This window comes from Streptomyces sp. NPDC090106, assembly GCF_044747265.1.
In the GTDB taxonomy this organism is placed as follows: domain Bacteria; phylum Actinomycetota; class Actinomycetes; order Streptomycetales; family Streptomycetaceae; genus Streptomyces.
Genome location: NZ_JBIVDS010000007.1, coordinates 120570 through 133364, shown reverse-complemented (window position 1 = coordinate 133364; position 12795 = coordinate 120570). Strand labels below are relative to the sequence as shown.

The following is a 12795-nucleotide window of genomic DNA, read 5'->3' as shown; positions in this document are numbered from 1 at the left end:
CCGTCCGGTGGGTGCTCACGCGGAGGGCCGGGGCCGTCCGTCCAGGCCCGCGTCCCGGGCCCGGGCGACGGCCGCGGCACGGTCGGTGACCTGGAGTTTGGTCAGGATCGCCGACACATGGTTGCGGACCGTCTTCTCGGCCAGGAACAGCCGCTGCGCGATCTGGTGGTTGCCCGCCCCGAGCGCCACGAGGTCCAGCACCTCCCTCTCCCGTTCGGTGAGTTCGGGGAAGGCGCGGGCCGCGAAGTCCCGGTGCGCGCCGGTGAAGAAGTCGACGATCCGCCGTGCCACGGTCGGCCCGTAGACCGCCTGTCCCGCGGCGACGGCGAGCACCGCGCGCACGATCTCGGCGCTGTCGGCGTCCTTGACGAGATAGCCGCGGGCTCCGGCGCGCAGCGCGCCGAACAGCGCCTCGGCGTCCTCGTGCATGGTGAGCACCAGGACGCCGAGGCGGGGGTGGCGGGCCAGCAGGGCGCGGATCGCGCCGGTGCCGTCGAGTCCGGGCATGGACAGATCGGTGACGACGGCGTCGGGTCCGGCACGGTCGACGGCCGCGCAGAGGTCGTCGCCGTTCGTGGCCTCGGCGACGAGTTCGACGTGCGGGCTCGCCGTGAGGACGGTGGCGAGCCCGTAGCGGTACATCGGGTGGTCGTCGGCGATGACGACGCGAACGGGACTCATACGGCCGCCCCTCGCCGCACCCGGGTCCCCGGTCCTCCCGCCGCGAAGGGCGAGATGCCCGGCCGGCCCGGGACACACGCCTCAGGCGGGGCCGCGCCGGGCGGCCGAGCATGGCGCGACATCCATGTCCGGCTCCGTGCCCGAACCGAGGGAGCGTCATGTCCGCCCATCCACCGACCACGACCACCGCCGACTCTCCGGGGCTCTCGCTCCTGCTTCAGGCCGTCCCTCCGCTGCTGACCGGCGCGTTGACGCTGCTGCTGCACACCAGCAACGCCGACCAGGTCGCCGCCGTCGCCGCGGGTGTCTTCACGCTCGTCGTGGCGGGCTGGCCGTTTCTCCAGCGGTCGGTGAACGCCGACTGCCGGCGCGCCGCCGGACCACCGGGCCAGGTGACCCGGCTGACCGGGCCCGCGCCCCGGGTCACCCCGAGCACCACGACCGTCGTGCTGACCGTGGCACTGGGGGTCGCCGTGCTGTGGCTGCTCGATCTCCTCTGCACCTGGATGGGCATGGGGAGCCTCGGCTACTGGAGCGGTGACTATCCCACCGAGCCGTCCGAGGTCTACCGCGCCGTGGTGCTGCGCGGGCTGCTGGTGCTGCTGCCCGGCGTGTTCGTCGTCGCGGTCGCGATGGCCCACCGGCTGCACGAGGTGGCGCACTCCGCGCTGCTGGTGACCAGCGTCCTGTACACCGTGGCGGTGCTCGTCACGAACCTGGTGCTGGTGCGCCACTGGCACACGGAGCCGATGGCGGAGGACGTGTACGTGCCCCTCGCCCTGGGGGCGTCGGCCTGGCTGGTCTGTCTGGCGGGCCGCCGCTACGCGCTGCGCACCCAGGCGCTGTTCGATCTGACGCAGGCGGTCAGGGTGGAGTGGCGCAGGCAGGCGGCGGGGCGCGGGCGGTGAGGCCGCGGTGGGCGCCCCGCCATGGGCGGCGGGGCGCCCGTCGGCCGCTCTCATCCTGACGCCGCCCTGGGCCGGCGCAGATGCCGCAGCGCCTCGTCCGCCCGGGCCAGGCCGTAGCCGGTCGCGTCGTCCGGGCCGTCGCCGGCCCGGCCACCGGTGGCCGGGTTGCTCACTCCCCTCGTCACGTCCCGGGCCCCTTTCTGCAGAGCACGGCGCAGGCCGTCGGGCGTGAGTGAGGGGTACGCCTGCTTCAGCAGCGCGCACACGCCCGCCACCTGCGGGGCCGCGGCAGAGGTGCCGCTGGCGACGATCCAGCCGTCGTCGGGCAGGGTTCCGTCTCCCTCCCAGTCGGGGCGACCGTCGCCGTCCTCGTCGTCGGGCACCGCACGTCGCCGGTCGATCGCGGACCCGGGCGGCGCGGGAAGCATGATGTACGCGGCCCCTGGCTGCATGCCGACCAGGCCGGACACATCGGGGACCGTGCGGCCGGGGAAGACGCCGCTGACGTATCCGCTGGCGTAGTCCGACGCCTCGGCCTCGCCGTTCCGGTCCAGGTGGACCCCGCCGACGGAGATGACGTCGGGATGCTGGCCGGGGAAGGCGTGATGGCCGTTGCCCGAGGCGCAGACGACCGTGACCCCGGCCAGGACGGCGAGGGCTATCTTGGCCGAGAGGACCAGGTCGTCGGCGGCCAGCTGGCGTTTGGCCTGGAAGCCCAGGCTGATGCTGATGATGTCGGGAAGTTCGTCCTGCCCGAGCGCCGCCTCGAAGGCCCCCACGAGATTGGCCCCGCCGACCTTGACCATGGTGAAGGTGATCCCGGGGGCCACGCTGAACGCGTTCGCCGACTCGCTGGTGCCGTGCCCCTCCTCGTCCCGGTGCGCGTTTGCGGCCTGGGGTCCGAGGACGACGGTTCCGGCGTACTTGTGCTCGGTGAAGTAGGGGAGTTCTTCCCATCCGGAGTCGATCATGGTGAGCCGTACGCCGTCACCGGTGAGGCCCTCGTCGTGGAGCGCCCGGGCACCGAGGTGTTCGGCGACCTGGTCGAGGGTGAGGTGCCAGTACGGCAGCTCCGGCGCGGGACCGATGTCCGAGAAGAGCAGGGCGGGTTGCTCCAGCGCCACTCCTTCCAGGAAGCCCCTGAGATCGTCCCGTTCGGTGGCGATCAGGCCGCGGCGCCGGGTGTCGGGTGTGTCGATGTAGCGGTACGTCCCCCAGGGCAGGGCCGCGCCCGGTGAGATGACCCCCTGACTCGACGTGATGAGGGTGGTCCTGAAGAAATCCTGGTAGAGCTCGGGCGGACCGGCGATGTGGAGCGTGGTCGTGGAGTGTCCGAGGATCTCGAAGCCTTCCTGACCGAGGACATCGATGGCCCGGTCGGTGGCGTTCTCCCGTGACATGAACTGGGTGGCGTTGGCCACGGTGATCTGGTCGGCGTCGAAGAGCGAGGTGGAGCCGATGGACCGCGGGGAAGCGTGGGCGTACACCCGGTCGGGCAGTCGGCTGTCGAGGTCTGGGGTCATGTGCGTCAACTCCTGATGAAGCGAGGCCGGGCGGCCTGGACGGCCAGCGCGACGATCAGCGGACCGTCCTCCAGGACGAGCCCGGCTTCCGTGAATTCCTTCAGAGCACGTTCCACCGCCTCCGCCGCGCCGCCCTCACCGAATCTCCTGCCGAGCGCGGCGCGCGTGACGGGGCGCTCGCAGCAGGCGAGATAGAGGTCGGCGGCGGCTCCTTCGAGGAGGTAGGTGCCTTCCGTCGCCTTGCGTCGTGTGTCGTGGATCTGTACGTAGTGCGGGGCCTGCCGGTATTCGAGGACGGGCGGCCCGCCGTCGCCCCGCCACGCGTCCTGCCAGTCGCCGGCGGCCTGCCGCAGGGAGGCGTAGGCGCTGTCGGGCAGGGCGCCGTCGAGGGTGCCGCGGAAGAAGTAGGCGATCCGGTCGAGGTCGAGGCGTGCGGGGTAGATGTGCGCGTAGCTGGGATCGGGGCGGCGGTCCCGCAGGATCCCCTCGCGGTCGGTGAACAGCGGGCTGAAACGCTCCAGGGTGAGGCGGGCGGCGCTCTCCGGTGGTCTGAGGTGCTCCAGCCGCCACAGTCCGGCGGCCTGGTCGGAGCAGTCCTGCCGGGTCTCGCCGGGAAAACCCCACAGCAGGTTCCAGGTGGCGTGAATTCCGTAGTGCTGTGCCCAGCGCAGCAGATTGACGTTCTGTGCGGCGGTGACCCCCTTGCGCATGAGGCGCAGCACGGAGGAACTCAGCGACTCTATTCCGGGCTGGATCTGCACGACTCCGGCCTGCGCCAGCAATGCGATCTGCCGCCGGGTGAGATTGGCTTTCACCTCGTAGAAGATTTCGTAACTCGCCCCGCTCTCCACGAGTTCGGGGAAGACCGTGCGCAGGTATCGCGGATCGAGGATGTTGTCGACCGCCTCGAAACGGAAGCTGCGGTATCGGCGGGTCTGACAGGCGAATTCCGCCAGGACCCGGTCGGCCGATTTCGAGCGGAAGTCCATGGAGTCCGCGTTCAGTCCGCAGAACGTGCAGTGGTGCCGCCGGCCCCACCAGCAGCCGCGGGCCGTCTCGATGGGGAGGTGGACGTTGCGGCGCGCGGTGAAGGGCAGCAGGCCGAGCCGCTCGGCGTGGTCGAAGTACTCGTCGTAGTCGGGCACCGGGGAGTCGTCCAGGCAGGCGGGTGGCGCCGGCGCCCCGGTCTCGACGTGTCCGTCCACGCGCCGCGCGAGTCCGGGTACGGCGGTCAGGTCGCCGTCGCCGAAGAGCGCCTCCAGCAGCATCGGGAACGTCAGGTCCCCCTCCCCGACGACGGCCGCGTCCACGTACTCCAGCCGCCGCACGTACTCCTCGCCCGCCGGGGGATCGAAGTTGGCGCCGCCGAACACGGTGAAGAGGTGCGGATGACGCTCCTTGAGGCGGCGGGCCAGGGCGAAGGACGCCGTGCTCTGCTGGAACGTCGAGGTGAAGCCGACGACACCGATCCGCTCCCAGGGGTGGGCGGCGACGAGGGCGTCGAGGTAGGCGGGTATGTCGTGGCGCCGGATCCGCAGCAGGGTGTCCCTCAGGGTGTCCGGGTCGAGGGCGTGGTCGCGGGCGACCCCCTCCGCGTACGCGTCGAGGAAGGCGTGCTCCGGGCCGGGCGCGTCGGCGCCGAAGGCCTCCGGTGCGAACAGCCACTCACCGAGCTGGCAGCCGCAGCCGTCGGCGAGCAGCCGGTACAGGTCCACTCCCAGACGCGCCGCGAAGTCCAGGTTGGCGTGCAGGAGACCGACGTCGAACCCGCGGGCCCGCGCGCCCGCCGCCAGCAGCCCCAGGGAGAGCGAGGGGCGGCGGTCGTCCATGAACGGCATGCTCACCAGGAGGACCGGCGCCGGGCCGCGCCGCGGGACGGGAGCGCTCGGCATGGCGGTCCGGCTACTTCTCGTGGGGTTCGGAGGTCCGCGGGTAGGTGTCCCGCCCGTCGGGCCCGGCCTTCGGATCCCCTCGGAAAAGCTCAGAGATCTTGAAGAGCTGACTCCCCTGCTCCGGCTCCTTGCCGGCAATGAAGCTCACGTCGAATCCGGCCACGGAGCGTTCTCCGCAGAGATTCCTGGCGGCTGCCGCGAAAACCAGTGACAGTGCCTCTTTGTTCTCCGTGGTGAATAACGGCTCCAACACCCGCAACGTCAATCCCAGTTCCTTGACGTCTTCCCAGTGCAGCGGTTGCTCTGTCATGGGGTTCCCGTCGATCGACACGCACGGAACGTGCGCCCAGTGGAATGCCCGGGAGTCTGGCGAGCGCCCTTCCTCTCGTCAAGTGGCCGGTCTTTCCAGAGGGCCGGACTCCGTTTGGGCCGCGAGGCGGGCGCGTATCTCCGTCGCTTTGTGGTGACCGAGTTCCTCCAGCAGGTCCAGTGCCCTCCGCCAGGCTCGCGCGGCTCCGGCCGGATCGCCCTCCTCGCGACGCAGATCGCCCAGCGCACAGAGCGTGTCCGCCTCGTTGTAGCGGTCGCCGATCTCTCGGTAGATCGCCAGCGCCCTGCCGTAGCAGTCCGCCGCCCGGTCGAACCGGCGCAGGTCCTGGTGCACATGGCCGAGGCTGTCCCAGGTGTCTGCCTGGGCGAAGCCGTCCCCGGCCTCCTCGTGCAGCGCGAGGGCCTGCCGGCAGTGGACGAGGGCCTCCTGATGGCGGCCCAGGCGTGAGCAGAACCAGCCCAGCGCGTTCAACGCGCGTGCCTGGCCCGAGCGGTGACCCGCTGTCCGGAAGAAGTCCAGGGCCAGCCGCGCGTGGAGGAGCGCGGGCTCGTACTCTCCCCGAAGGTCCCCGAGCCAGGCCAGCATCCGATGGGAATGCGCCTGGCCGAGCGGGTCGCCGAGCCGTTCGTACAGGTCTGCCGCATGCCGAATGTGGGTGTCGGCGTCCTCATACCTGCTGAGCCGCATGTACGCAATCGCCAGGCAGCCGTGGCTCACCGCCCGCCCCGGAAGGCTCTCCGCCCGCCGGGCCGACTCCACCGCCCGCCCGTACACGGTCTCCGCGTCCTGCCAGTGGCCGCGCCGGTCGAGGTACGGCCGCAGCGTCCAGGCCAGTTGCCAGGCCTGCGTGTCCAACCCGGCTGCCGACGCCAGGCGTTGGACCGCGATCAGCGCCGCGATCTCTTCGCCGAACCAGCTCAGGGCGGCCTCGTGACTGTCGAAACGCTCCCCCGTGACCGGTGGCCGCGCGGGCGTGAGAGTGATGGGGTCGTCGCGGACCGGCACGAGGTGGAGGCTCGCCCGGTAGGCGCTGTGCAGACTGTGGTCCACCAGTCGCCGCACCGCCGCCTCGCGCTCCGGGGGCGGCTCGTGGGCGTGGGCCAGTTCCCCGGCGTAGCTGCGCAGCAGGTCGTGGAACTCCCAGCGGCCGGAACCGGACCGGGTCAGCAGGTGGCTCTCGGTGAGCTCGGCGAGGAGGGTTCGCACTCCCTCCGGGGGAAGTCCCGCGAGCCCGGCGACCGCTGCGGCGCCGAAGTCGCGTCCCGGGTGCAGGCCGAGCAGCCGGAACAGCCGGGCGGCCTGCGGGCTCAGCCCTCGGCAGGACCAGGAGAAGACCTTGCGGACGTCGGTGGTGTCGTCGCCGCCGTCGAGCAGGTCCAACGCGCTGCCACAGGTGTGCAGTTCCTTGGCGATCACGTCGAGCGGGAGCTGCGGGTGGGCGGCGGCGTGGGCGGCGACCACGGCCAGGGCCAGTGGCAGCCGGGCGCAGGAGGCGACGATGTCGGCCACGGCGTCCGGCGCGGCGGCCACCCGCCCGACGCCGATCCGGTTGCTCAGCAGGTCCTCCGCCTCGGCCCGGGACATCAGCCCCAGGCCGAGCGGGCGGGCGGCGTCGGTGACCATCAGACCGGTGAGCCGGTTGCGGCTGGTGACGAGGCAGAGGCAGTCGGGTGACCCGGGGAGCAGTCGGCGTACCTGGTCGGCGTCCGCCGCGTTGTCGAGCAGGATCAGTACCCGCCGGTCGGCCAGCAGACTCCGGTACAGGCCGGTACGGCTGTCCTGGTCGAGGGGGATCCGTTCACGGGGCACGCCGAGGGCGTCGAGGAAGCCGCGGATCGCCTCGTCGGGCCGTACGGCGCGGTCGGACGGGTCGAAGCCGCGGAGGTTGACGTAGAGCTGGCCGTCGGGGAAGCGGTCGCGTACCTGGTGGGCCCAGTGCACGGCCAGAGCGGTCTTGCCGACGCCCGCGGTACCGGCGATCGCCCAGATGACGACCGTGCCGCTCGGGCCGGCGGGCGCCGGGCCGGCCGGCAGGAACACGTTCAGACGATCGAGTGCCTCCTCGCGTCCGACGAACCCGGCGGCGGCGTGCGGGAGCTGGGCGGGCGTGACGATCCGCCCGGGGGTGCGTCGCGGGGGCGCGGTGTCGAGCCCGGGGTCGACGGCGAGGATGCGGGCGTGCACCTGCCTCAGCCTCCTGCCCGGCTCGACGCCCAGTTCCTCCCGCAGCAGCCGGCGGGCGGCGCCGAAGGCGGCGAGGGCCTCGGCCTGCCGTCCGGCGCGGTGCAGCGCGAGCATGTGCAGGGCGTGGAGCCCCTCGCGCAGTGGATGGTCATCGGTCAACTGGCGGGTCTCGCCCACGAGATCCATGCCGAGGTCGTCGCCGAGCGCGAGGTCGATCTCGACGCGCTCCTCCAGCACGTCGAGGCGCCGCTGCGCCAGCCGCTCCCGTTCCGCGTCCAGGAACGGGCTCGCCATGCCCTCGCAGAGGCGTCCGTGCCACAGGCCGAGCGCGCGATGCAGGGCGTCGGCGACAACGGCCGCGTCGCCCCGGCCGCGGGCGGCGTGCGCGCGGCCGACGAGCCGGTCGAAGTCCCGTACGTCGAGCAGCCCCGGTCCGGGGGTCAGCAGATATCCGGCCTCGGTCCAGGTGAGCAGGCCCGACGGAGCGCGGGGCGGACGTTCGGGTTCCAGGACCCGACGGAGCCCGGACACATGACGTTGCAGGAGGTTGGTGGCTCGGGCGGGCACGGCCCGTCCCCAGACGGCGTCGACCAGGCGGTCCCTGCTCAGCGGACGGTCGGCGTGCAGCAGCAGGACGGCGAGGACCACCCGCTGCTGCATCGGACCGAGATCCACCTCGGCCGTCCCGCGCCAGGCCCGCAGCGGGCCGAGCAGCTGGAACCGCAGTGCGGTCCGTGTGTCCCGTCCTGCCGGCACTGTCATGACGGCCCCCACCTCACCCGGTGCCTGCCCGTCACGCTAGCGCCGAACCCGCGAGGAGTGCAGCGGGTAATGCAGCGGCCGCTGCAACCCGGCTCCCGAGCATGGCCACAGGGGCGGAGAACCCGGTCCACCGGACCCCGGCCGGCCGCCCCGGCCATCTCCTGAGGAAGCAGAAGGGAACCGGTGACACCCATGTCCGACCCCTTGACCGCCGCCCGTGCCGAGGCCCTGTTCAGCAGCGGCATCAGGACGGGCGCCGAACCGAGCAGGTCCGAGATCGCCGCGGCGGTCCGGCAGGCGATCCTCGACCACGGCGGCAGTCGCGGCTGCGCGGGTGTCCTCGCGCGGGCGTACGGCGACCGCCCCGAGATCGCGGTGCCCCGGATGCGGTGGGCCCTGCGGCAGGTCCTGGCCGCGTATCCGCGCACGGCGCCATGACGGGGCTGGTGCTCGGCGCACAGGTCTGGCTGGCCGCCGTCGCCCTGTGGCTGCCCGGCCCGGCTCTCGTCGCGCTCGGGCTGTACGGCGTGGGGGTGGTGTGTGCGGTGCTGCCGTGGCTGCGCCGGCCGTTCCCGAGCCGAGACCCGATGCGCCCGCGCCGTCATGCGCTCCGGGCTCCCGGCGGGTCCGATGCCGTGGTGCGGCGGGCCGTCGAGGTGGAGCGCACACGGCTGCGGCACGACCTGCACGACGGCCTCGGTCCGCTGCTGTGCGGCATCGGGCTGGGCGTCGCGGCGCTGTCGGATCTGCTGGGTGCCCGGGATCTGCACGCGGAGCGCACCGTGCTGGCCCGGATCGGCGTCGAGGTGTCGCACGCGGTGGCGGAGGTGCGCCGGCTCGTGGAGGCGCTGCCGCCCGCGGCCGTGGCGGAACTGGGGCTGGTGGAGGCATTGCGCGCGCACGCCGGCCGTGTGCCGCCCACGACGGACGTCGAGGTCGTGGTCTCCGTGCTGCCCGCCCTGCCCCGCCCGGTCGAAGCCGCCGTGTACCGGATCGTCACGGAGTCCCTGACGAACGTCGTACGGCACGCGGACGCCCGGCACGCCACGGTCTCACTGGCCGCGCGGCGCCACCGTCTGGTGGTCACCGTCGCGGACGACGGACGCGGGCTGGGCGATGCCCCGGCCGGGGTGGGCATGACCTCGATCCGGCGCCGTGCCGAGGCGGTGGGCGGCACCTTGCGGGTACGGACGGCGCCGGGGCGCGGTACGGAGCTCCGGGTGCGGGTGCCGTTGCCGTGACGGGGCCGTGCCGCGCCCGGCCCGCCGGTCCCGGGACGGCGTCCCGGGCGGGTCAGGACCGCGGCCTCTGCTCCCGGCGCCGCGGGCACCGCACCTTGGGTGACGGCCGACAACGGCCCGTCACCCACTAGGAGTCAGCTCATGGCCTCTGGAACCTTCCAGTCACTTCCCGTACCGACGACCGCGCTAGACGGTCGGATCAGCGCGATCGTGCTCGACCCCGGCGGCAACCCTGCCGACGTCGTCAACAAGGGCACGCCGATCACCGTCCGCATCGAGTGGAACCTCACCGGCTTCCTGGTGCCGCTGCTCGCGGGGAGCTGGGTCGTGCACGTCAGCGTCGACGAGATCGGCGGCCCGCACGACTTCAACAAGCCGTCGCCGTCCCAGGTGCTGGCCCTGAACGGCACCCCGGACTACCGGCACGACATCGTCCTGACCGAGCTCCAGGCCGGACGCACCTACGCCGTCGTGGCCTCGCTCGGCTTCCGCACCCAGGCCGGCGGCGCCGCGCCGCTGGGCGGCTACGTCAACGTCGGCACGGTGAACGTCCTGCTGTGACCGGCCCGCGGTGAACGTGCTGCCGCATCCCACCCGCGACCACTGTCACCGGGGGAGTCCGTGTCCCGTCCCGCCGCCGTGGCGGGGCGGGACGCGGGCGTGCGCGGGAGGCGGCCGGGTACCGCTCAGGTGCCCGGCTTGCGGCCGTAGATGTAGACGTCGTCGCCCTTCTTCAGCAGCGACCAGTACTTCTTGGCGTCCGTCTTGGTCATGTTGGTGCAGCCGTGCGAGCCGGGCGGGTTCCACATGCTGAGGTTCACCGAGTGGAAGGCCTGGCCGCCGTCGAAGAACTGGCTGTAGGGCATGGGCACGTCGTAGATGCTCGACACGTGGTCGATGTCGCGCCAGTAGATCTTCTTGAGGCCGGTGCGGGTCTCGTAGCCGTCGCGGCCGGTGCGCACCGGCACCGGGCCGTAGACGAGGCGGCTGCCGTCCTGGATCCAGCTGAGCTGGAGCGTGAGGTTGACGCAGGCGATACGGCCCTTGTTCACCGGGCACTTGCCGGCCTTGTTCGGGTTGTCGCCGACGGCCCGCTGCTTGAGCATCAGGTCCATCACACCCCAGGTCACGGGGCCCGCGTAGCCGATGTTCGGGGTGATGCCGTGCTTGTTCTGGAAGGCCTGGATCGCCTTGCAGTCGGCGCTGGACTGCTTGCCGTCGACGGGCCGGCCGAGGAACTTCTCGACCTGCTTCTGGTACGGCCCGGTCTGGGTGGTGCACGACGCGGCCTGCGCCGGAGCGGCGCCGAGCGTCAGCGTGAGCGGTGCGATCAGTCCGGTGATCCCGAGGGCGACGGCCCCTCGTCTGCGTATGTCCCCCATGGCTGGCCCTTTCCGTGCATGTCTGTTCCCCTGTGATCCACCTGTTTGACCGGCGGACGGGGGTGGCGGTTGTGCCGCTTTCGGGGCTGTGACCAAACGGTGAGGTTCGGCCTGGTCACACCGGGCCCCGGCGCGCGGCGCGGAAGCCGGTGTCGCCGGTCGTGATGCCGCCGTCCACGACGAGGGTCGTGCCGGTGATCCATGAGGCGTCGCGGGAGGCGAGGAAGGTGACGGCGGCGGCGATGTCCTCGGGCTCGCCGACCCGGCCGAGCGGGTACAGCTCGGCGAACGCGGCGAGCTCGTCGTCGCGGCCCTCCCAGGAGGCCGTGCGCACGGTGCCGGGGGCGACCAGGTTGACGCGGACGCCCCGGGCGGCGGCGTGCCCGGCGAGGGTGCGGGTGAGGGAGACGAGGCCGGCCTTGGCGGCGCTGTAGGCGTGGTTGCCGAAGTCGGCGAGGCCGTTGACGGAGCCGACGCAGACGACGGCGCCGCGTCCGGAGGCCGCGAGGTGGGGCAGGGCGGCGCGGGCGCAGCGGTAGGCGCCGGTGAGGGTGATGTCGAGGTCGGCGGCCCACGCGTCGTCGGACCCGTCCTCGAAGAGCGGGGCGTCGGGCGAGCAGTGGAAGGCGTTGTTGACCAGGACGTCCAGGGCGCCGAAGGTGTCGACGGCGTGGGCGACGGCCGCCTCGACCGCCGCCCGGTCCGCCACGTCGCAGCGGTACGCCTCGGCCGTCAGGCCCCGCTCCCGCAGCCCCGCCGCCGCCATCTCGGCCGCTTCCCCGTCCACGTCGGTCACCAGGACGCGCGCGCCCTCCGCGGCGAACCGTCGTGCGGTGGCGGCGCCGATGCCGCGTGCGGCGCCGGTGATCAGGACTGCGTACCCCTCGAAACGTGTCATGCGGCCGAACCGTACGCAGCGCGGCCCGTCAGCGGTACCCCGGTGACATGCGCGGATCGTCAGCGGTAGCCGGTGACGTCGGCCGGTGCGCCGGCGTCCTGGACCTCGACGAGGTAGCGCCAGGCGTCGGGGCGGCTGCCGTCGAGGTCGGTGAAGCCGTACTCCTGGGCGAGGGCGCCGCTGGAGAGGGACGTGCCGTTGAAGCGGGCCACGTCGGGGTCGGCGGCGAGCGCGGCGACGGCGCGGCCGACGTAGCGCGGGGTCTCGGAGATGGCGAAGTGAGGGACGCGGTCGAGGGCGTCGCGCCAGTTGTCCTCCCGCACCCCGAAGTGTTCGAGCATCATCTCGGAGCGCAGCCAGCCGGGGGTGAGGGCGACGGCGGTGGCGCCGCGCGGGCCGAGTTCATGGCCCAGCGAGAAGCCCATGCGCAGGACGGCCGTCTTGGCGAGGTCGTAGAAGAAGGAGACGCGATAGGTGTCGCGGTTGTACTCGGCGGTCCCGTCGGTCATCTCGACGACCAGTCCGCCGGGGGTGCGCAGGAGCAGCGGGAGGGCGTGGTGGCTGGTGACGGCGTGCGTCTCGACGGCGAGGCGCAGCAGCCTGAGGCCGTTGTCGAGGTCGTGCTCCCAGACGGGGGCGTCCCAGGCGAAGAGGGTCTCGCCGCCCCAGATGTCGTTGACGAGGACGTCGAGGCGCCCCTGCTCGTCGGCGATGCGGTCGACCAGGGCGCGGACGTGCGCGGGGTCGAGGTGGTCGGTGGGTACGGCGACGCCGGTGCCGCCGGCCTCGGTGACCAGGTCGGCGGTGTCCTCGATGGTCTCGGGCCGGTCGTACTCGGAGCGGCGTTCGCGGGTGCTGCGTCCGGTGACGTACACGGTGGCGCCGGCCGCCCCGAGTTCCACGGCGATGCCGCGTCCGGCTCCCCGTGTCGCTCCGGCGACCAGCGCGACCTTGCCCTTGAGCGGCTGTGACATGTCCGTTCCTCCCGGGTGA

12 protein-coding genes are annotated in these 12795 nt (G+C 72.6%); 4 read left to right on the top strand and 8 right to left on the bottom strand.

Going from position 1 to position 12795, the window contains the following annotated elements; translation table 11 throughout:
- Window positions 1-15: 15 nt before the first annotated feature.
- Window positions 16-681 carry a response regulator gene (locus ACIPSE_RS23330; protein ID WP_401665215.1) on the bottom strand — a complete coding sequence of 222 codons (666 nt, stop codon included), beginning with the start codon at window positions 679-681 and terminating at the stop codon, window positions 16-18.
- Between the two features lie 158 nt (window positions 682-839).
- Between ACIPSE_RS23330 and ACIPSE_RS23325 the strand changes: the two genes are divergently transcribed.
- Entirely contained in the window at window positions 840-1589 is a 750-nt protein-coding gene (locus ACIPSE_RS23325) for a hypothetical protein (RefSeq protein WP_401665214.1), read from the top strand.
- Window positions 1590-1639: 50 nt separating this feature from the next.
- Here ACIPSE_RS23325 and ACIPSE_RS23320 read toward each other — a convergent pair whose 3' ends face one another.
- Genes ACIPSE_RS23320 through ACIPSE_RS23305 form a run of 4 tightly spaced genes read right to left on the bottom strand, consistent with a single transcriptional unit; the run spans window position 1640 to window position 8281 of the window.
- Window positions 1640-3112 carry a S8 family serine peptidase gene (locus ACIPSE_RS23320; protein ID WP_401665213.1) on the bottom strand — a complete coding sequence of 491 codons (1473 nt, stop codon included), beginning with the start codon at window positions 3110-3112 and terminating at the stop codon, window positions 1640-1642.
- 5 nt (window positions 3113-3117) lie between these two features.
- Window positions 3118-5004, bottom strand: coding sequence for a RiPP maturation radical SAM C-methyltransferase (locus ACIPSE_RS23315; protein WP_401665211.1), 1887 nt, complete (start codon window positions 5002-5004; stop codon window positions 3118-3120).
- A 10-nt stretch (window positions 5005-5014) separates the two neighbouring features.
- Window positions 5015-5335, bottom strand: coding sequence for a hypothetical protein (locus tag ACIPSE_RS23310; protein WP_401665210.1), 321 nt, complete (start codon window positions 5333-5335; stop codon window positions 5015-5017).
- Between the two features lie 57 nt (window positions 5336-5392).
- Complete coding sequence (locus ACIPSE_RS23305; RefSeq protein ID WP_401665209.1) at window positions 5393-8281, bottom strand: AfsR/SARP family transcriptional regulator; 2889 nt, start codon at window positions 8279-8281, stop codon at window positions 5393-5395.
- 192 nt (window positions 8282-8473) lie between these two features.
- Between ACIPSE_RS23305 and ACIPSE_RS23300 the strand changes: the two genes are divergently transcribed.
- The 3 genes from ACIPSE_RS23300 (at window position 8474) to ACIPSE_RS23290 (ending at window position 10083) form a co-directional block, all read left to right on the top strand.
- Entirely contained in the window at window positions 8474-8719 is a 246-nt protein-coding gene (locus tag ACIPSE_RS23300) for a hypothetical protein (protein ID WP_401665208.1), read from the top strand.
- Window positions 8716-9522, top strand: coding sequence for a sensor histidine kinase (locus tag ACIPSE_RS23295; protein ID WP_401665207.1), 807 nt, complete (start codon window positions 8716-8718; stop codon window positions 9520-9522). The genes ACIPSE_RS23300 and ACIPSE_RS23295 overlap by 4 nt, the downstream gene beginning before the upstream one ends.
- 141 nt (window positions 9523-9663) lie before the next feature.
- Window positions 9664-10083 (top strand): hypothetical protein, encoded by a 420-nt coding sequence (locus tag ACIPSE_RS23290; RefSeq protein WP_401665206.1) that lies wholly within the window; start codon window positions 9664-9666, stop codon window positions 10081-10083.
- 125 nt (window positions 10084-10208) lie between these two features.
- On the opposite strand, the gene ACIPSE_RS23285 is transcribed toward ACIPSE_RS23290, so the two are convergent.
- The 3 genes from ACIPSE_RS23285 to ACIPSE_RS23275 form a co-directional block, all read right to left on the bottom strand.
- Window positions 10209-10904 (bottom strand): L,D-transpeptidase family protein, encoded by a 696-nt coding sequence (locus ACIPSE_RS23285; RefSeq protein ID WP_401665205.1) that lies wholly within the window; start codon window positions 10902-10904, stop codon window positions 10209-10211.
- A 115-nt stretch (window positions 10905-11019) separates the two neighbouring features.
- On the bottom strand, window positions 11020-11802 hold the full coding sequence (locus ACIPSE_RS23280; RefSeq protein WP_401665204.1) for an SDR family NAD(P)-dependent oxidoreductase: 783 nt from the start codon (window positions 11800-11802) through the stop codon (window positions 11020-11022).
- A gap of 59 nt (window positions 11803-11861) precedes the next feature.
- A complete protein-coding gene (locus ACIPSE_RS23275) occupies window positions 11862-12776 on the bottom strand; it encodes an SDR family oxidoreductase (protein ID WP_401665203.1) in 915 nt (304 codons plus the stop codon).
- Window positions 12777-12795 lie beyond the last annotated feature (19 nt).